This is a genomic window from Paenibacillus sp. Leaf72 (assembly GCF_001422685.1).
In the GTDB taxonomy this organism is placed as follows: Bacteria; Bacillota; Bacilli; order Paenibacillales; family Paenibacillaceae; genus Pristimantibacillus.
The window spans coordinates 208,691-227,300 of record NZ_LMLV01000033.1 but is presented as its reverse complement, the minus strand read 5'-3'; the positions used below and the strand labels follow the sequence as shown (position 1 = coordinate 227,300).

Annotated in this window: 18 protein-coding genes; 17 read left to right on the top strand and 1 reads right to left on the bottom strand. The window is 44.7% G+C overall.

Annotated elements, in window-relative coordinates; translation table 11 throughout:
- Positions 1–263: 263 nt before the first annotated feature.
- The 12 genes from pelA to ASF12_RS28240 all read left to right on the top strand — a co-directional run bounded on the left by pelA (position 264) and on the right by ASF12_RS28240 (position 12,633).
- Positions 264–1,214, top strand: coding sequence for a pectate lyase (pelA, locus tag ASF12_RS28295; RefSeq protein WP_056041843.1), 951 nt, complete (start codon positions 264–266; stop codon positions 1,212–1,214).
- A gap of 216 nt (positions 1,215–1,430) precedes the next feature.
- The gene (locus ASF12_RS28290) at positions 1,431–2,450 is read left to right on the top strand and encodes a DMT family transporter (protein ID WP_235533310.1); all 1,020 of its coding nucleotides are present in this window, start codon (positions 1,431–1,433) and stop codon (positions 2,448–2,450) included.
- A gap of 279 nt (positions 2,451–2,729) precedes the next feature.
- Entirely contained in the window at positions 2,730–3,560 is an 831-nt protein-coding gene (locus ASF12_RS28285) for a hypothetical protein (protein WP_056041841.1), read from the top strand.
- 27 nt (positions 3,561–3,587) lie between these two features.
- Positions 3,588–4,385: a methyltransferase domain-containing protein gene (locus tag ASF12_RS28280; protein WP_056041839.1), complete on the top strand. Its 798-nt coding sequence runs from the start codon at positions 3,588–3,590 to the stop codon at positions 4,383–4,385.
- 46 nt (positions 4,386–4,431) lie between these two features.
- A complete protein-coding gene (locus tag ASF12_RS28275; protein WP_056041837.1) occupies positions 4,432–5,745 on the top strand; it encodes an opine metallophore biosynthesis dehydrogenase in 1,314 nt (437 codons plus the stop codon).
- Between the two features lie 31 nt (positions 5,746–5,776).
- Positions 5,777–7,411, top strand: a complete 1,635-nt coding sequence (gene cntA / locus ASF12_RS28270; RefSeq protein WP_056041835.1) for a staphylopine-dependent metal ABC transporter substrate-binding lipoprotein — start codon at positions 5,777–5,779, stop codon at positions 7,409–7,411.
- A 26-nt stretch (positions 7,412–7,437) separates the two neighbouring features.
- Positions 7,438–8,370 carry a nickel/cobalt ABC transporter permease gene (gene opp1B / locus ASF12_RS28265; RefSeq protein WP_056041833.1) on the top strand — a complete coding sequence of 311 codons (933 nt, stop codon included), beginning with the start codon at positions 7,438–7,440 and terminating at the stop codon, positions 8,368–8,370.
- Positions 8,371–9,264, top strand: a complete 894-nt coding sequence (cntC, locus tag ASF12_RS28260; RefSeq protein WP_056041831.1) for a staphylopine uptake ABC transporter permease subunit CntC — start codon at positions 8,371–8,373, stop codon at positions 9,262–9,264. It begins immediately after the preceding gene.
- A 4-nt stretch (positions 9,265–9,268) separates the two neighbouring features.
- A complete protein-coding gene (cntD, locus tag ASF12_RS28255; RefSeq protein WP_056041829.1) occupies positions 9,269–10,090 on the top strand; it encodes a staphylopine uptake ABC transporter ATP-binding protein CntD in 822 nt (273 codons plus the stop codon).
- Entirely contained in the window at positions 10,077–10,820 is a 744-nt protein-coding gene (locus ASF12_RS28250; RefSeq protein WP_056041827.1) for an ABC transporter ATP-binding protein, read from the top strand. The genes cntD and ASF12_RS28250 overlap by 14 nt, the downstream gene beginning before the upstream one ends.
- A gap of 62 nt (positions 10,821–10,882) precedes the next feature.
- Positions 10,883–12,073, top strand: coding sequence for a staphylopine family metallophore export MFS transporter CntE (gene cntE, locus ASF12_RS28245; RefSeq protein WP_056041825.1), 1,191 nt, complete (start codon positions 10,883–10,885; stop codon positions 12,071–12,073).
- 251 nt (positions 12,074–12,324) lie between these two features.
- Entirely contained in the window at positions 12,325–12,633 is a 309-nt protein-coding gene (locus tag ASF12_RS28240) for a hypothetical protein (protein WP_056041823.1), read from the top strand.
- 81 nt (positions 12,634–12,714) lie between these two features.
- On the opposite strand, the gene ASF12_RS28235 is transcribed toward ASF12_RS28240, so the two are convergent.
- The gene (locus ASF12_RS28235; RefSeq protein ID WP_056041821.1) at positions 12,715–13,377 is read right to left on the bottom strand and encodes a helix-turn-helix transcriptional regulator; all 663 of its coding nucleotides are present in this window, start codon (positions 13,375–13,377) and stop codon (positions 12,715–12,717) included.
- Between the two features lie 169 nt (positions 13,378–13,546).
- Here ASF12_RS28235 and ASF12_RS28230 point away from each other — a divergent pair, with 169 nt between their 5' ends.
- From ASF12_RS28230 to ASF12_RS28210, 5 genes are all read left to right on the top strand, one after another.
- Positions 13,547–14,947, top strand: a complete 1,401-nt coding sequence (locus tag ASF12_RS28230) for an MFS transporter (RefSeq protein ID WP_056041819.1) — start codon at positions 13,547–13,549, stop codon at positions 14,945–14,947.
- 219 nt (positions 14,948–15,166) lie between these two features.
- Positions 15,167–16,099 (top strand): transposase, encoded by a 933-nt coding sequence (locus ASF12_RS28225; protein ID WP_442952560.1) that lies wholly within the window; start codon positions 15,167–15,169, stop codon positions 16,097–16,099.
- A 1-nt stretch (position 16,100) separates the two neighbouring features.
- Entirely contained in the window at positions 16,101–16,457 is a 357-nt protein-coding gene (locus ASF12_RS28220; protein WP_056041816.1) for a HesB/IscA family protein, read from the top strand.
- Between the two features lie 142 nt (positions 16,458–16,599).
- Positions 16,600–16,782 carry a hypothetical protein gene (locus tag ASF12_RS28215; protein ID WP_056041814.1) on the top strand — a complete coding sequence of 61 codons (183 nt, stop codon included), beginning with the start codon at positions 16,600–16,602 and terminating at the stop codon, positions 16,780–16,782.
- A 149-nt stretch (positions 16,783–16,931) separates the two neighbouring features.
- Positions 16,932–18,584: a spore germination protein gene (locus ASF12_RS28210; protein ID WP_056041812.1), complete on the top strand. Its 1,653-nt coding sequence runs from the start codon at positions 16,932–16,934 to the stop codon at positions 18,582–18,584.
- The last annotated feature ends 26 nt before the right edge of the window (positions 18,585–18,610 follow it).

Sequence of the window (18,610 nt, the reverse complement as noted above, 5' to 3'; positions counted from 1 at the left end):
GCTCCTACTATTTTATGGGGGGAACATTGTCATTAGCTTCACTATATACCTTAGGTCAGCCCTAAGGTCAAGCCTGTGCTCCATTTATTTTCATTTGGCTTATGGATGGTTAGAAAATCGCCAACGACAGACAGCTTTCTACACAAAAATACAATTTTTTACAAGGATATTATTGACAATTGAGTCGAGACTCAGTAAACTAAAAAAGTAATTAAATATCATTAATTACAACTATTAGGAAAAAAGAAAGGGGATTTTGTTCAATGAAAAGAAGTACAGTAACCGCAGCTTTAGCTCTTAGCATGCTTCTCTCTGTTCCAGCCGTAATCATGCAACCGCTTACGACAGTGATGGCGGCAGATGCTTCGGGCACGACAGCAAGCCTTTCCGATGTTTTGAAAAACCAGCAAGCGGATGGAGGCTGGAGAAAGGATTACTCAGAAACTAGTGGCGAGTGGTCCAAGTCAACAATCGACAATAAGGCAACTTACTCGGAAATTCGCAGATTGGCGACCGAATATCAGAAAACGAAGGACAGCAAATATTCCACAGCGGCAATCAAGGGCATTAATTTTCTAATCAATATGCAATATGCGAATGGAGGATTCCCACAAGTTTATCAAAGCTCTGGCTATCATAAACATATTACCTATAATGATAATGCAATGGTTAATGTCCTGATTTTATTGGATGAAATTGCGAATAAAAAAGGGGATTTCTCCTTTATCGACAGCACGCTCGCTGCCAAAAGCAAGCAGGCGGTAGATAAAGGGGTAGACTGCATTTTGAACACGCAAGTTACAGTTAGCGGCAAATTGACAGCATGGGGCCAGCAGCATGACTCCAGCACATTGAAGCCGGCGGGGGCAAGAATTTATGAAGTGCCTTCACTCACCGCTCAGGAGAGCGTAAACATTGTGAAGTTTTTGAAAACGAGAACGTCCACTACGAAAATCGCCGCTGCGATTAAAGGGGCTGAAGATTGGTTCAAAGCGGTACAAATTAAGGGAATCCGGGTCGAGAAAACGAGCAATGATGTTGTTGTAATCAGCGATCCGAGCGTTACTACCCCAATCTGGGCGCGGTTCTATGAGATTGGTACCAACAAGCCAATCTTTGTGGGCCGTGACGGTGTAGTGAAGTACAAGCTCAGCGATATCGACCAGGAAAGAAGAACAGGCTACGCCTGGTATGGCAACTGGCCATCCAAGTAAGTAGAGGGATGCTCTTTCGAAATAGAAGGTGCGGAGAGCTGAATTGAAAGCGATTTCCTGATTGTGCCATAAGCCCGGAGGACCTTTATTATAAAAGGTTTTTCCGGGCTTATTCGATTTTTCTCCTTACAAGCCGTGCCGAATTATGATATGGTCGTTGAAGGCGCGCCATTAGAGCTGACGCTTGAGATATAAAGGATGAGGAGAAGGTTGGCTGTGAAGGAACAGAAGGAACAAAAGAATCAACAGAAACAACGCAATGGAATGCAACAAAGTAATCGGAGCAGGTTTAGCGATCCGAAATTTGTAGCGTTAATTGCTACTTTGTGCTGCTTATTATGGGGGAGTGCCTATCCGACTATTAAGCTGGGCTATCTCGCCTTTGATATTATGCCAGAGGACATCGCTTCAAAATATGTTTTTGCCGGCTATCGCTTTGTGCTGGCAGGGCTGTTGCTGCTGGTGTTATTCCGGGCCACGGGCAAGAAGGTGCTTTCCTTATCCAAAAGCCAGCTAACAAGCTTGCTCGTTCTGGGCCTGCTGCAGACAGGTCTCCAATATATATTTTTTTATGTGGGAGTAGGCAATACAACAGGCGTCAAAGGCTCGATTATGAATGCAACGACGACCTTTTTCAGCGTCATTTTGGCCCATTACCTTTATAAAAATGACAAGCTGGGCAAAAATAAAATTTTCGGCTGCCTGCTCGGGTTTATCGGCGTTATTGTTGTGAATTTCCATACGGATTTGCTGGAGTTTTCCTTTTCCTTTAAAGGGGAGGGGTTCGTCATTGTGGCAGCCCTCATCTTCTCCATCACGGCCATTTATGCCAAAAAGCTGACAGCTACCATTGATGTTTTGCTAGTGACAGGCTACAGCTTGCTCATTGGCGGCTTGGCTCTAACCTTGCTGGGCCTTGGACTTGGGGGCCGTGTGACGCATTTTACACCGGAGTCGACAGGCAACCTTATTTATTTGGCGCTGCTGTCCTCGGCCGCGTTCTGTCTGTGGAATTTGCTGCTTAAATATAACAAAGTCGGGCAGGTGTCCGTTTATAACTTCCTGATTCCTGTGTTCGGGACCTTGCTATCCGCATTGTTTCTCGGTGAACAGATTATGGAGTTTAAAAATCTCGTGGCCCTGCTGTTCGTTTCTCTTGGCATTTATATGGTCAATCGGACAAGAAAAGAGGTCATAGTCTCTCAAAGTTCCGAAGCCTTGCGAAGCAGTCGTTGATAGTAGTCGTTAATAGACGATGCTTCAGCGTAAAATACGTCAAAGCGTCAGAAGTTAAAACCCGTCAAGAGCCTTGTGAGATCAAGGCTCTTGACGGGTTTTTTTGATTGTTCCATTTTGGAGCTGCTAGTCCGAGCACAATCTGTCTATTTTCATCATTGACAGTGCTCCAAATTATGGTTATGATGTACTCGAATGTTAATAGTAATTATTACTATTAAGCAACAATAAAGCAAGAGGAGCGCTGGATCAAAAAAATTGAATTAGAGGGTAGTTATGATGAAACGAGAAATCGATTTTGTAAAGTTCAACCCCACGCAAAATATGACCATTCTTGTGAAAACCAATCATGCCGCTTCCGAGTACAAGCAAATTGCTTCAAAAATGATGTCTTATGACCATGTTTATGCTGAACAAGTAGGCTTTATCGAACAGCCCAAGCACGGTGCTGCTGCCTATTTGCAAATGGCGGGAGGTGAGTTTTGCGGAAATGCGTGTATGGCGCTGGCTGCATTTATTGCTTCTGAACAAGGAATCAATCAAAGCGATTTAATGGAAATCGTATTAGAAGCGTCGGGAACCGATCAATTAGTGACATGCCAAGTGAAAAAAATGCAAGAGGAGTTTTTTTGCCAAGTGGCGATGCCTATGCCTCGAAAAATCGAGCAGAAGACCGTTGTGTATGAAGGCGATGATTTGAATATTGTCATTGTGCGCTATGATGATTTTTTTCATATTGTCATTGAAGTAGAGCAGTTCGACAGGGCCGAGAAGGACAGAGCACAATCACTAGCCAAGCTGCTTGGCATAACGTTAGGAGCCAACTTGATCGGCATATTATTGTTTAAATCTGACTCTAATGAAATGGCTCCGCTCATTTACGTTCCTTCTTTAGACAGCATGATATGGGAGCGAGGGTGCGGATCAGGTACGGCTTCACTTGGCGCATATCTGTCTTGGAAAAACAAAGGAGCTATTGCTGCACCAGTTAAGCAGCCCGGCGGCACGATTCATGTAATGGCTGATTGCTATAAAGATGAAGTAACAAGCTTGAAAATTGAAGGATCTGTTGGAATCGTAGCACAAGGCAAAGCATTTATTTCTGTATAACGATTAATGGGTATGGGGGAGAAGGGAATGAATCAGTTAACGACATTTGAACAAAGCTTGACCTTGTTTCGAGAACGGTTTACGGATTTAGTAAAGCGATATGACGGCACGTCTCATAAAAGCTCGGAGCTAGAGCGGGTCATAGATGACTATTCAGCTTTCATCCTAGACGAGGGGAACAAAGCATCATGGGAAGCCTTGGAGCAGCAAGTCGGTAATGAGCTTCCTCTGCTTCTCGCTGACCTAAGGAAGATGTCTTCGTTATGCGTCGCTATTATGGAAAAATATCGCGCCTTGAAGCTGCTGGATGGAGAAGTGGACAATACCGATTATTTTAAAAATATCGAGTCCTGCATTGAACAAGAATTTGGCAGCTTTCAGGTCACGGAGGGATCCATCGTATTGTTGATTGGCTCAGGCTCGTTCCCCATGACGCCATTATTTATCGCAAAGCGGACGGGCGCACAAGTAGTCGGCATTGATATCGATGAGGAAGCTATCGAGCTAGGACGAAAAGTGATACATAAATTAGGAAGCGAATTAAACATTCGGTTAGAAAAATCGTTCATAGAGCAGCTTGATATCATCAAGGATGTGACCCATATTATTTTCAGCTCAACCGTTTCCAATAAATACGAGCTGCTGGAGCAATTATATGACTTAACGAATGAGCAAGTGGTCGTGGCGATGAGATACGGCGATCAACTGAAGTCCTTATTCAATTACCCTATGCAAGCGGTGGATGAAGGAAGGTGGAGGCTGGTTGACACCATATTGCGTCCTGACCATGTGTTTGATATAGCTTTGTACAAGCGTAATTCTTAGATTTAAAAAAAGCACAGGCTTAATCATGATCCAATAGGAGGTTTATATGAGTGAATTCCAACGCGTGTTAATCGTAGGCACGGGGCCCGCTTCTATTCAGCTTGCCGTCACGCTAAAAAAGGATTTGAACAGCTGTATTGGCATTGTTGGCAGAAAGTCGGCTCGTTCGGAACGTTTTTTTACGGCACTTAAGCACAGCCAAAATCAAGTGAGGGTAGACGTTCAAAATAAAAAGCATCAGCAGATGGAAGGCAGCTGTATCATCGATCATGTTTATGATGGATATGGCAGCATGACGGGAGAATGGGATACGCTGATCTTTGCTGTCACAACCGATGCGTATATGGAGGTTTTGAAGCAGCTTAATGATCAACTGCTCCAACAAGTAAGGTGCATCGTATTAATTTCGCCCACCTTCGGCTCCAACAGCTTAGTACGCCATTATATGAATACGATTTTGCCAAATGTAAATGTGGACATCATCAGCTTTTCTACCTACCTTGGCGATACACGCTGGAAGAGCGGCGAGCCAACCAATCATGTGTTGACGACAGGGGTTAAGAAAAAGGTTTTCATTGGCTCCTCGAACAATGCTTCACCCCATGTAGAAAGGCTCTGTGCATTATTTGAACGATTGGGCATTAGGCTGGAAGTCATGAGCAGTCCCATAGAGGCGGAGACGAGAAACATCTCTCTCTATGTCCATCCGCCATTGTTTATGAACCCTTTCTCACTAAACGTTATCTTCGGCCATTCAGCTGTAAGGAAATATGTATATAAAATGTTTCCCGAAGGACCTATTACGCAATATTTAATTCGCGATATGCTGGCCGGGTGGAAAGAGATGACGAATGTGATCGAAAAGCTGAATTTGAATGGTGTAAATCTGCTGAAGTTCATGATCGATGATAATTATCCGGTTAGATTAGAGAGCTTATCGCGTCATGATATCGATAATTTTATTCAGTTGGAGACGATCCATCAAGAGTATTTATTGTACATACGCTATACGTCGCTGTTAATCGACCCATTCTCGGAGCCGGATCAGGACGGGAAATATTTCGATTTTTCCGCCGTTCCCATTCGTCAAATCTTCGTCAACCAAGAGCAATATTGGGATATTCCACGAATGCCCAAGGAGGATTATTATCGGATAAAAATCATTCAGGGCATTGCAAGATTCGCAGGCTCAAGCTGCCCAACCCTTGATCAATTCATTGCAGCCTATGAACATAAAATCGAGGAAGCTGCCCAAGCGCTTAAAGGCGAAAAAATATCGGATGCATTCGTTGTCCAGAGCTTTGAAGAAGATTTGAAGATGATCTGCAGTGAAATCGGCAGCAGCATAGAACACAGGTGATGGAGTGCGCACTTATACAGGAGGATATGACATGACAAGAAAAATCGTTGTTTTATTATCGGCATTAATCGTTTCAATTGTATTATTGGCAGGCTGCAGTGGCGGTAATGATCGTAATGCTGGAAATGCTGAAAATGCTGCAAAAACAGAAGCAGCGGATCAAGGCAAGGAACTGGTGTACGCCACAGCAAAAGATATTAATGATATGAACCCCCATCTGTATCCCGGCTCATTGCCAGCGCAAGGGATGGTGTACGAATCATTAGTTGAAAACACGGAGGATGGTATCAAGCCATTGCTTGCCGAGTCCTGGACAGTGTCTAACGATGGCAAAGTATACACCTTTCATTTAAGAAAAGATGTGAAATTCCACGATGGCGAGCCATTTAACGCCGATGCGGTAAAGAAGAATATAGAAGCGGTGCAAAGCAATGCAAGCAAGCATGCCTGGATCAAGCTTTCGACGAAAATTGTGAGCGTAAGCGTACTCGATGAGTATACGTTTGAAATGGTGCTGTCCGAGCCGTATTACCCGGCATTGCTTGAATTATCGATGACTAGACCCTATGTATTCATCTCGCCCAAAGATTTTGTTAATGGGGAAACGAAAGATGGCGTAAGCGGCCATAACGGCACGGGGCCCTATAAGCTGACCGAACATAAAACCGATCAATATGCGGTATTCGAAGCGAATGATAGCTATTGGGGCGGTGCGCCAAAGGTGAAGAACATTACAGCGAAGGTGCTTCCGGCAGGGGAGACAACCTTTTTGGCGCTGCAAAAGGGAGAGGTCAACTTTATATTTACAGATGATCGGGGCTCAGACAGCATTGATGTGGAGGCGATGAATCAGTTAATGGATTCGGGCGACTTCCAGCTTGTCAGAAGCAAAGCGATGAATACGAAAATGATCGTTGCCAACAGCAGCAAAGCGGATAATCCCGCCCATGAAACGGCTGTTCGTGAAGCCATTTGGTATTCGATTGACAGAGAAACGATCAGCAAGCAAATTTTTAGCGGTACGGAAACAGCAGCCCATACGCTATTTTCCGCTAACGTCCATTATGCCAATGTCGAGCTAAAGCAACGCGGCTTTAATTTGGATACAGCGAAGCAGCTACTGGAGAAAGCAGGCTGGATGCAGAAGAATGGCAGCGAGATTAGAATGAAGGACGGCAAGCCATTAGCGATGAAGCTTTATTATGACGTCAGCTCCTCCTCGCAAAAAACAGAGGCCGAGTTCATTCAAAACACAGTAAAAAAGATCGGGGTCCAGTTGGAGCTTATCGGCGAAGAATCTTCCTCCATTGCAAGCAGAAGAGCTACGGGAGACTATGATTTGCTGTTCAATCAAACATGGGGACTCGCCTACGACCCGCAGAGCACCATTTCCGCTTTTACTTCCGAGTCGGCTTATTACCACACGACAAGCGGCATCAACCAAGCGGATGAGCTGTACAAGAAAATTGATGAAGTAATGGTCACGCTGGATGAGGAAAAACGGAAATCGTTGTATGCGGATATTTTAACGATCGTTCATGATGAAGCCGTCTTTATTCCCATTACCAATGGCAGCGTTACGATTGTAGCTCCCAAAGACTTGCAGGGTATTTCATTTAAGCAAACCCAATTTGAACTGCCCTTTGAGCAAATGCATTTTGAATAGATGATAACCAAAACAAGGAGCTTGCTATGGTCAGCTATATTATCAAACGGTCACTCCTTTCGATTCCGTTGCTTGTAATCATATCTTTTTTAACGTTTGGCTTGAACAATTTGTCCCCGTTAGATCCGGCTGAAGTCATATTGCACGCGCAAGGCGTGCCGGCCATTACGGATGAATTAATAGCGGAAACGAAAGCAGCGCTTGGGATGGATCGGCCATTTCTAATCCGCTATTTGAACTGGTTCGTGTCATGCCTGCAGCTTGATTTCGGGAACTCGTATGTTACCGGCAAAACCGTGTGGTCCTTGCTGGCTCCCGCTTTTCTAAATACGTTAAAGCTGACGTTGGTGTCGGCGGCTGCCATTATTGCGCTGTCCATTGGATTAGGTGTAATTAGTGCCCTTAGAGAAGGGAAAATGACCGATAAATCGATTAGAGGCGTTTCCTTTTTTCTAACCTCCATGCCGCCTTATTGGCTTGCGGCGCTTATGGTTTGGTATTTTTCCGTGCAATTGGATTTGCTGCCGACAAGCGGGATGGATTCGTACGCAAGTTATATTTTACCGGTTCTTGTAATCACGATCAGTTATACAGGCATTTATTTTCGAATCGTTCGAAGCTCGATGTTAAGTAATATGAATGAAGACTACGTGCTGTATGGCAGGGCAAGCGGTTTGCCAGAGATGAAAATAACGATGCATATATTGAGAAATTCATTGCAGGTTGCTGTATCAGTGTTTTGTATGGCGATCCCGATTATTTTAGGCAGCACGGTCGTTGTGGAAAATATTTTTGCATGGCCGGGGTTAGGAACGCTGAGTGTTAAAGCCATTCTTAGCAGGGATTTCCCGATCATTCAGGCGTATGTCCTTGTACTCGCCATGGCTTTTGTGCTGTTCAACACCGTTTCTGACATTATGAATGCGGCGATGAACCCTAAATTAAGGAAGGGACACTAAATGAAACGATTGCGATTTCTGTTGAAAGATAAGCTGGCCGCAGCTTCTTTATCGATTCTTGTTTTGACCCTGGCTGCCGGCATATTCGCTCCTTTATTTGCTCCGCATGATCCTGAAGAAGTGCATATGGAGCTTCGATATGCTGCGTCATCGTGGGAGTATTTGTTAGGCAACGATCACCTTGGGCGCTGCATTTTATCGAGATTAATTTTTGGAATCCGTCCTAGTGTGCTTTGGGTGCTTGCTGCATTGGCCGTATCAGTCGGAATTGGAGCGGTTTTAGGCTTAATAGCCGGTTACTTTAGAGGGATCATAGATGCCATTGTGATGAGAATTTGTGATGTGATGCTTTCTTTCCCTGGCTATGTCATGACCTTGGCCGTGATCGGTATTTTGGGAGTAGGCCTTGAAAATATTTTGCTCGCTTTCGTCTTGATGAAATGGGCATGGTTTGCGCGAATCATTAGAACTTCTGTGATGCAATATGCTGAATCCGACTATGTGAAATTTTCCAAAGTGCTTGGTGTCAGCAACCTCAAAATCATAGCCAAGCATATTGTTCCAGTAGCGCTTCCGGAAATTGCGGTCATTGCAAGCAGCTCCTTCGGTTCCATGATATTGCAATTATCAGGCTTTTCGTTTCTTGGCTTAGGCATTCAGGCTCCGAATGCGGAGTGGGGCATGATGTTAAATGAGGCGAGGGAAGTAATGTTCTCAAAGCCAGCGTTTATGCTCGCGCCCGGTTTAACGATTATTATAGTCGTATCGGCGATCAATTTTTTATCGGATGCGCTTCAGGTTGCTTTGGATCCTAAATTATTGGCCTCCAAATATAAACAGCAAGCACGGGGACTTGCTGCCATTGCTAGACTACAAGGCAAGGAGGTGGCTTGATTTTATGGCTATTTTGGAAGTGGCGAATTTGAAAATTTGGGACAGCCAGACGGGTCAGGTCATTGTTCCGGGCAGCTCCTTTCATGTCAAGCAAGGCCGCTGCCTAGCCATTGTCGGCGAAAGCGGAAGCGGGAAATCCCTCACATGCAGAGCCATCATGAGATTAAACAAGCCTGGCATCCGCCAAGCTGGGGACATTTTGTTTAACGGGGTCAATCTCAGCGAGCTTTCAGAAAAGGAAATGAGGAAAAAACGAGGCAAGCAGCTGTGTATGATTTTGCAAAATGGAATGCGTGCCTTTGATCCTTCTTGCGTGGTCGGCGTTCATTTGCGGGAAACGCTGGCCTGCCATTTCGGTTGGGGCCGAGAAGAAATAACGGCTAAAATGAAACGTGCTATGGAAAGCGTGATGCTGAAAGATCCGATCGCGGTGATGAATATGTATCCGCATCAGTTGTCCGGCGGCATGCTGCAGCGGATTATGATTGCGCTCACTCTGGTGCTAGAGCCTGCTATCGTTATCGCGGATGAGCCGACGACGGCTCTTGATACGATCTCGCAGTTCGAGGTCGTTGAACAATTTATTCAATTGCGGGAGAAAATGGGCTGCTCGATGATTTTTATTTCACATGATTTAGGCATCGTCCGAAAAATAGCGGATGACGTTCTGGTTATGAAAGAAGGGGAAATTGTGGATCGCGGGACGAGCCCGTTTATTTTCTCGGAGTCTGCGCATGCCTATACCCGATATTTAGTATCCTCGAAGCAAGCGCTGAATGATCATTTCAAGCGATTAATGGGAGGAGTTAGCCTTGCTCAGCGTTGACCATGTTCATAAAACCTATTTAAAAGGCGGATTTTTCTCAAAAGAAATACAGCAGGTGCTGACAGACATTAGCTTCGAATGCGGGCAGGGTGAATGCTTGGGCATTATCGGGGAAAGCGGAAGCGGCAAATCGACATTGGGACGATTATTATTGGGGCTTGAAAAGCCTGATAGCGGAACGATTTTATTTGAGGGGAACAACGTAGAGGATCGACGAGCGAGACGGGGACAGATTAGCGCCGTATTTCAGGACTATTCCTCCTCGATTAACCCCTTTTATACAGTAGAACAGGCACTGATGGAGCCTTTGAAGCAGCAAAGCAGAGGTCGCCTTGAAGCTCAGGACAAAATGGATTTGCTCCTGCAGCAGGTGGGCTTAAACACGTCCTATCGAAAAAAATATCCGCATGAGCTATCGGGTGGGGAAGCTCAACGCGTATGCATTGCAAGAGCCGTTGCAACAGAACCAAAATGTATCGTATTTGATGAAGCGATTAGCTCTTTGGACGGCTCCGTGCAAATGCAGGTGCTGGAATTGCTAAAAAGCTTGAGGAAAATTTACAACATGGCTTATATTTTCATCACCCATGATATTCAGGCTGCCGCTTATATTTGCGATAAAGTTTTGATGATTAGAAATGGTCAAATCGAAGAAATGGTCCATATGGAACAATTAAAAGACGTCCAGTCAGCGTATGCAAGGAGATTGCTGCAGATGATCATTACCTGACGCTAGCAGCAAAGAGAGTTCCAGAGCCAGTCACAAGGAGAATAGAGGAAGGAGCAGAAGTGGTGAGAGGAGCTCTATCATGGCCTTTTGTTCGATTATATATTTTGACCCTGTTGTATTTTAGTGCAAACTCCATACTTAATGTCATTATCCCCTTGAAGGGAGAATCGCTTGGCGCTACCAATACAACGATTGGTATCATTATGGGGGCGTATTTATTTACAACGATGTTTTTTCGGCCATGGGCGGGCAAAATGATTCAAAGGTACGGACCCATCCGTGTGCTGCGCACCATTCTTATTATGAATGGCTTTGCTTTAATCCTATATACGTTTACGGGATTAGAGGGCTATTTCGTCGCTCGCATGCTGCAAGGCGTATGTACGGCTTTTTTCTCCATGGCTTTGCAACTGGGCATTATCGATGCGCTGCCAGAAAAGGATCGTTCACAGGGGATTTCCATGTATTCCTTATGCGCTTCGATGCCGGGTATTATTGGTCCATTACTGGCTTTAGGCATTTGGCAAACAGGGCAGATGAATGATTTTACTGTGGCGATGATTGCCATTGCTGTCCTTACAGGCGTAGTAGGGTATAGCGCCAAAATGGACAATCAAGAGGCCAAGCCTTTTCCCGACAAGTCAGAGCAGGGGGCAAAAATGTCCGCTTCCTTTGGCCAGTTATTCAAAAACCCGCATTTGTTCAAATGCAGTGTGCTGATGCTGATCGCTTCCCTTGTATTTGGAGCGGTAACCACCTTCATACCGCTTTACGCTGCACAAGTCGAAGGTGGCAATGCGGCTATTTATCTCATGCTGCAGGCAGGAGCGGTAGTAGTGGCCCGCTTTGTATTACGAAAGAAAATTCCATCAGACGGAAAATGGCATTCTGCTTTTATCATGGTTATTATGCTGATGCTAGCTGCAGCAGCGTTATGTGTGGGCTTTTCTGCAAGGGGTGGAGCCGGGTTTTTCTATGTCGGTGCAGGTTTGATGGGGATCGCTCAGGCGCTGCTTTATCCTACATTAACAACTTATTTAACGTTTGTATTGCCGCAATTGAATCGTAATGTATTAATTGGTTTATTTATTGCGATGGCGGATTTGGGCGTTTCGCTTGGAGGAGTTATTATGGGGCCGATAGCGGATATTTTTTCTTATTCCTTTATGTATATGATATGCGCGATATTGGGCGTGTCGATGATTGTTTTTTCTTATGAGCGACGTAAAATTTTTGTTGAATATAAGAAATGATAAGTACGATCCTTATAATGGGCTTCTATTTCAACGCGAAACGGTAGCTTTGCCGCCAGAGGACGGCGGCAGCCGTTTATGCATAGGATCAAAATAGAGCTGCTGCGTGAAAGCAAGGCTTGAGCTCGTATCACGCACTCCAAGCCGCAGAAATAGGGGAGGCCATAGCCTTCCATGTCAAACATACAAGCCGCATTCTCTTTCTGCGAATACAATAACGTGTATTCCAAAACCGAAAGGGGATAATTATTTTGAACAGAAATAATTACTATAATATGGGTGTTATAGGCAATATGGGTAATGTAGGCGGTATGAATGACATGAACTTTTGTCCCGATTGTCCAACGCAGACGATCTATGATCCTCCGATTGTACAATACGAGAACTACTATCACCCACAGCTTGTGAATGTCGTTCAAAACATTGAAACCGTGAAGCAGCATCATTGTTGTCCTGTCTACAAGCAGCATTTCACGCATACGGAGAAAAATGTTATGGTTTCGAGTGCGAGACGCGCAAAGCGGGCTAAAGCATCTGCTAATAAACGTTCAAAAAAATAGGCTGAATAGTAAACTAAGACCCGTAAGAACAGCTGCTTGGTGAGCCAAGCGACCGTCTTGCGGGTCTTTATTTAAGCAGAATTAGGCTTGCTTGCCTATGCTAACCCTGTAGACACAGTTTCGGCCTCCCACCAAAATATGCTCCACCCGTTCGATAAGCGCCTGCTCTCCGAGAACAGCTCGGAATAAATGCAGCTCATTTTTACATAACCCGGTACAGACTACGGCAGCCTCGCAAATCGGACAATGCTTCTCAATAAATAGATAGCTCCCATCGTCTTGCTCCTTAATCTCGGCCATATAGCCTTCATTTGTTCGAATCTCGGCCAGCTTCTCTAGCTTGTCCCTTATGTCCGATGCGTCACCAAGGTGCTGAAGATATTGCGCTTGCATATTTTTATCCCGGACAGCGAGCAGCTTGTCTAACCCCTCGTTACCGAAAGCCTCTCTCATCGAATGGATCAAACTGACGGACAACTCCGAATAACCGCTTGGAAAAAAACGATTAGCTTCGGGAGTTAATCTCCATAGCTTTGCCGGCCGGCCCATGGGGCGGGCTTCTTCTTCATGTGTAACTAATCCTTCTTCTTTCAGGGCATTTAAATGCTGGCGAATCGCCATTCCAGATAGCATAAATTCGGAGGCTAGTGCCATCACATCCATCCCGCCCTGCTGCTTTAGCAGATCAATGATCGCTCTTCGGGTTCTGGTCGAGGAATCTTTATTTGTTTGATTTCGGCTCATGGTGCCCTCCTTATTAAGCAACTGGATCTACTACATCGCTCCTTACATTTTAAATAAAAATGTTGACAAAGTCAAAGGTGAACGGTACCGTATACTTTGTAAAGAAAAATGTTTACTAAGTATCCGGATACGGTGTATACATAACAATCTTGTTTGGAGGTCAATTTTAATGTCTAATCATCAAAGTATTTTCAGCCCGCGTTACTTTGCATTGTCTATAGGAATTATCCTGTCCGTGATGGCGGTTGGATTCGAAGGCCTTTCGGTAACGACGATTGCTCCTTCCATCGCTGGCGACTTGAACGGCATTGACCTATTTGGCTGGATATTCAGCACGTATCTGCTTGCGCAGATTATTGGCACCTTGGTCGTTGGTCGTATCATTGATCGAAAAGGGCCAGCAGCACCGTTCACTTACGCCCTGTTATTATTCATCGTTGGACTGATCGCTGCGGCGACAGCAAGCGATATGTATATGATGATTTTGGCGCGAGCCATGCAGGGCCTAGGTGCCGGTGCCATGATGACTTGTGTTTACACGGCAATATCTTTAAGCTACCCCGATGAATTACGTGCGAAAATACTCGGAGCATTCGGTACTGCCTATGTGCTTCCATCTATGCTCGGCCCATACGTTGCAGGCCTTATCGCCGATCAATGGTCCTGGCGCTTCGTTTTCTGGGGAATATTACCGATCCTGATCGTTTCAGCGCTGCTTAGCCTGCCTGCTTTTAGGAAGCTGAAAACGCAGGGGACACAAGGGGAAAATGGAGCTGCCGCTACATGGATGGCGTTGCTATTGACGGTCGGTACGGGGATTTTATTAGTTGGTCTCAGCAAGCTGCCGACCATTACAGGGTTTGTTTTAGGCATTATCGGCTTAGTGCTAATGGTATATCCGCTGCGCAAACTGCTCCCCAAGGGAACGCTTGCTATGAGAAGAGGCATGCCGGCTATTCTCGCAACACGTGGGCTATTCTTTGCCGCTTATACGAGCACACAAAATTTTCTGGTATTGGCTTTAATAGATGTGAAAGGAATTACACCTTCTCAGGCCGGATTAATTGTAGCTAGCGCCGCACTGAGCTGGTGCGTCATTGCTTATCTGCAAGGACGTTGGGATTCGGCAGACCAGGGGCGTGGACGTCATGCCAGAATTATTCTTGGTGTGCTGCTGCTTGCCATTGGGATTGCCTTCGTATTTTGGGTACCCGTTGTAACCGTTGCTGTGGCGGTTGTTGGCCAAATTATAGCGGGGATCGGAATTGGATTGGCGCATCCGATTAGCGGCGTTGTGGCCTTTTCCCAAACAGGAAAAGAAGGGGTTGGCAAAACCTCGGCAAATCTGCAATTTGCAGATTCTTTTACACCGGGCGTCGTTATTGGGATAGGCGGTTCCATCCTAGTTGTCTGTCAAGCTGCTGGGATGTCGATGCAAGCTGCATTAACGGTAACGATGGGCTTTCATCTCTTGTTAATCGTTATGAGTTTATTGGCTAGCACGCGGATTACACCAGCAACTGAAGCAAATAGAGCAAGTCTTCAAACTTCAAGCTTGAAAAACAAATGAAGTGTCCTTTAATAGGATGACCTTCCAGCTGCCTTCGTTGCCTAGTGTGCCTGAAGCAATGCATAACAAACGCGTTATAGTGATTGCCGGGTTATATGCAGGTGATAAGGCAGATGGGGAAAAGGCGATTCAACCACTGCGTGAATTGGCTATCCCAATTGCTGAGGAATGCGGGCTGGAAGTTCACAACGCCTCCGATATCGTGAGACCTTTTGAGGAGTGTTCGCCTTGCTTTCGAAAAACCGGCAAGAGGAAAATCGTAAAATATATTTTCGATCCGAATTTACTTTTTGCCCGCATTGTGAGAAGAAATTACAGCGTGCCCATACGGCTTGGCACAAAGAAATTACGACGTTAAACGGTGTCATTGAAGCATGGAGTATAGCCTACACATGCAAAAATATGATTTGCTCGCACAAAGGCATTTTCTACAAATCTGCGGAAGCCGAAATGCTCGGTATGAAACAGTCATCCTATGGTGGGGATGTGCTAAGCCTTTTAGGAGAGTTGTGCTTTACGCCACATATGACGGTAAGCGAACTCACTGCAGCACTTCATGTGACGACTGAGCTCAATGGCAGCATCCTTTTGTCGATGCACGGTGTGCAGCAAAAAAAGGGGAACGAAACGTTCTACATCTTATATGAAGTATTTAGCGGCACGGTAATTGCTGCAAAAAATATGGAAAGTGGAACGGTTGCGGAACTTCAAGCTCTCATTTTGCCAGTCATTAAACTAGGATTTCCTATTGTAGGTATCGTGTTTGATGGCCAGTATAGTTTGAGATTGGCCTTTGAAGGCTTGCTTCCCGGTTTACCTTACCAATACTGGCAATACCGCTATATCTCTACACCAATAGAGGGTGCTGATCGCAAACTAAAAAAGCGACTGAAAAAGAATATGCGAGCTATAAGAGATTTTGAAAGAAAAATCGGGCTAATTGAAAAAAACATCAGCAAGCAATCAGATGAAGCCGACACATCAATTGGTGGAATGGCTGAAATTAAAATGGCCAAGAAATATACCGCAGCTGCTCGGGCTTTATTGTTGGAAGGTGGGGATCCCCCGTTTAACCTCCCCGGTATGCTGATCTATGAACGAGCACAAGCCATTCAAGCTTCGTTATCGCGATACTTAGTGAGGAGTGACTGAGATGATAGAAATCAGTGAAAAGGCCAAATCGGCTATCCATCAAATGATCTTGGATAAAAATATTGCTGATCTGTTTCTTCGAGTAGGTATTGAAGACGGCGGATGCAGCGGATTATCTTACAATATTAAACTAGACGACCTATTGACGGAAGAAGATGAGGTATTGCCGACTGAAACCTTCAATATCGTATGGGATAAACGGAGCATCGAATTTTTAGAAGGGATCAAAATTGACTACCAAAATCAAGGCATGACTGGCGGATTTACGATCGACAACCCTAATGCGAAAGCCTCCTGCGGCTGCGGCGCGAGCTTCAGAACAGCAACCTACAAAGGAAGCCGTAAAAAGTGTGACTGAACTGACAATTAAAATTTAGGAATAGAGGGGTGTGAAACAAGGTCGAGGCATAGGCGATAGTGAAATCTGAGGGAAATGAATAAATGAATGGAAATTCATCATAATACTCAAGTACACTTACCTATGGATTGGGGGATAAAACATGCTCGACAGCCTCGAGAGTAATTATGATTGTGCAAATGCGGGAGATGATCTGCATCAACTTAAGCAGGAGCTCGAATCGCTTCGTGAACAGCAAGCGGAGGACAAAGAAGCACAAGAAGCGATCAATCGACTTGAAAATCAAATTTCGTTCATATTGAACAAATGTGATATCAACCATTAGTCCGAATTTGTGAAAAAATGAACGCTAGCCCGATTTAGATCGTCAACTTCGATCTAAATCGGGCTTTTTGATTTTCTGAAAAATGGTGCATGAAAAGAAAATAAAGGGACAAGTTAAAATTGAGCTTTATTTAGGAAGGATGGAATAGCGTGTGGTCTGTTATAATATCGCACCTCCCTGATTGGAAAGTTTGTGCGCAGGCTATTTTAAGCCTGATCATTGCTATTACTCTTTATTATCTAAATAAATATTTGCGGTCATTAGTTACAAAAAAGAATGCTCCTATCCAAAAAGAACGGAAGAGTAAGCACCATGCCGCTCCTTCGAATTTGTCCGAAGATTATGATGAAAATTTGAATGCAATTAAACAAGCTATTGGCAGTAACAGTGATGTCCATTTTCGTGAATTTCAAATAACAGAATTTCATGCTCGGGCTACGCTCGTTTTTGTAGATGGGATGCAAAATGAAGAGCTGGTCAGTAAGCAGGTCATGAACATTTTAATGAAAGATGTTAAGCATGATATGACTGACGGGAGCCATTTCGTTAATCCATTGGAGTTCTCCTCGTATCTTAAAGATAAAGTACTACCTGTTTGCGAAGCCTATGAAGTTGCAGAACTTCATGATTTAAAACAATCCATTTTGATGGGTTTTACAGCCTTGTTCATTGAAGGCATGCCTCACGCCCTGCTTATCAGCTCGTCAGGAATGAAGACCAGGGCAATCAATGAACCAAGCTCTGAGGCTTTGCTTCGAGGTCCTCGTATCGGATTTACCGAGGTATTAAGTGAGAACACATCGATGCTGCGCAGACAAGGCTACAGTGAAGATCTGGAAATAAATATGTACGAGGTAGGAACTCGAATTAAAAAGAAGCTGGTTATTGCTTACATGAAGGAAATTGTTAATCCAGACCTGCTTCAGGAGGTAAAAGATCGAGTTGGAAAAATCAATATGGATTTCATTGCTGAATCGGGTTATGTGGAACAGCTCATTGAAGATGATTACCTAAGCCCATTTCAGCAAACTCAAAATACAGAACGCCCGGATCGGGTCATTAGCGGATTGTTAGAAGGAAGGATTGCCATTCTATTGGACGGCACTCCTTTTGCTCTAATTGTTCCAGTGACGTTTAGCATGCTGCTGCAATCGCCTGAGGATTATTATGATCGTTGGCTGCCGGGGACTCTTTTGCGCATGCTGCGATTTTTCGCAGCGTTCTTGGCCCTTATGGCACCAGCTTTGTATATTTCGTTTATTTCCTTTCATCCGGGCTTAATCCCGACAGAGCTTGCCGTTACGATCATTGAAACAAGGCAGGGTGTCCCTTTTCCTTCATTGATAGAAGTGATGATTTTGGAAATATCGATTGAAATATTGCGTGAGGCAGGCATTCGCTTGCCTAAGCCTATTGGACCGGCAATGGGCATTGTTGGCGGTTTGATCATTGGTGAAGCAGCGGTCCAGGCAGGAATTGTCAGTCCTTTTTTGGTGATCGTAGTCGCTGTGACGGCTATATCGTCTTTCTCGATACCCGTATATAGCGCAGGGATTACACTGCGTATATTACGTTTCGCTGGCATGTTATGTGCGGCAGTGCTAGGGATGTTTGGAACCATTTTGTTTATATTGTTAATTTGCGGTCATTTAAGCAAGCTGAAAAGCTTTGGAGTTCCTTATGTGACTCCGATCTCACCGTTTCGCTTTAACGACTGGAAGGATTTATTTCTGCGTTCCCCGCTGCCTTTTATGAATAAACGACCGGACATGATGAAGACGCAAGATAAGAAGCGAAGATAGTAACGGCTTAGAGAGGGGGCGCAAAC

Bases quoted from the DNA above. Each gene is read 5' to 3' on its own strand.
- pelA (WP_056041843.1), top strand. From the start codon at position 264: ATGAAAAGAAGTACAGTAACCGCAGCTTTAGCTCTTAGCATGCTTCTC.
- ASF12_RS28285 (WP_056041841.1), top strand. From the start codon at position 2,730: ATGAAACGAGAAATCGATTTTGTAAAGTTCAACCCCACGCAAAATATG.
- ASF12_RS28280 (WP_056041839.1), top strand. From the start codon at position 3,588: ATGAATCAGTTAACGACATTTGAACAAAGCTTGACCTTGTTTCGAGAA.
- ASF12_RS28275 (WP_056041837.1), top strand. From the start codon at position 4,432: ATGAGTGAATTCCAACGCGTGTTAATCGTAGGCACGGGGCCCGCTTCT.
- cntA (WP_056041835.1), top strand. From the start codon at position 5,777: ATGACAAGAAAAATCGTTGTTTTATTATCGGCATTAATCGTTTCAATT.
- opp1B (WP_056041833.1), top strand. From the start codon at position 7,438: ATGGTCAGCTATATTATCAAACGGTCACTCCTTTCGATTCCGTTGCTT.
- cntC (WP_056041831.1), top strand. From the start codon at position 8,371: ATGAAACGATTGCGATTTCTGTTGAAAGATAAGCTGGCCGCAGCTTCT.
- cntD (WP_056041829.1), top strand. From the start codon at position 9,269: ATGGCTATTTTGGAAGTGGCGAATTTGAAAATTTGGGACAGCCAGACG.
- ASF12_RS28235 (WP_056041821.1), bottom strand. From the start codon at position 13,377: ATGAGCCGAAATCAAACAAATAAAGATTCCTCGACCAGAACCCGAAGA.
- ASF12_RS28230 (WP_056041819.1), top strand. From the start codon at position 13,547: ATGTCTAATCATCAAAGTATTTTCAGCCCGCGTTACTTTGCATTGTCT.
- ASF12_RS28220 (WP_056041816.1), top strand. From the start codon at position 16,101: ATGATAGAAATCAGTGAAAAGGCCAAATCGGCTATCCATCAAATGATC.
- ASF12_RS28215 (WP_056041814.1), top strand. From the start codon at position 16,600: ATGCTCGACAGCCTCGAGAGTAATTATGATTGTGCAAATGCGGGAGAT.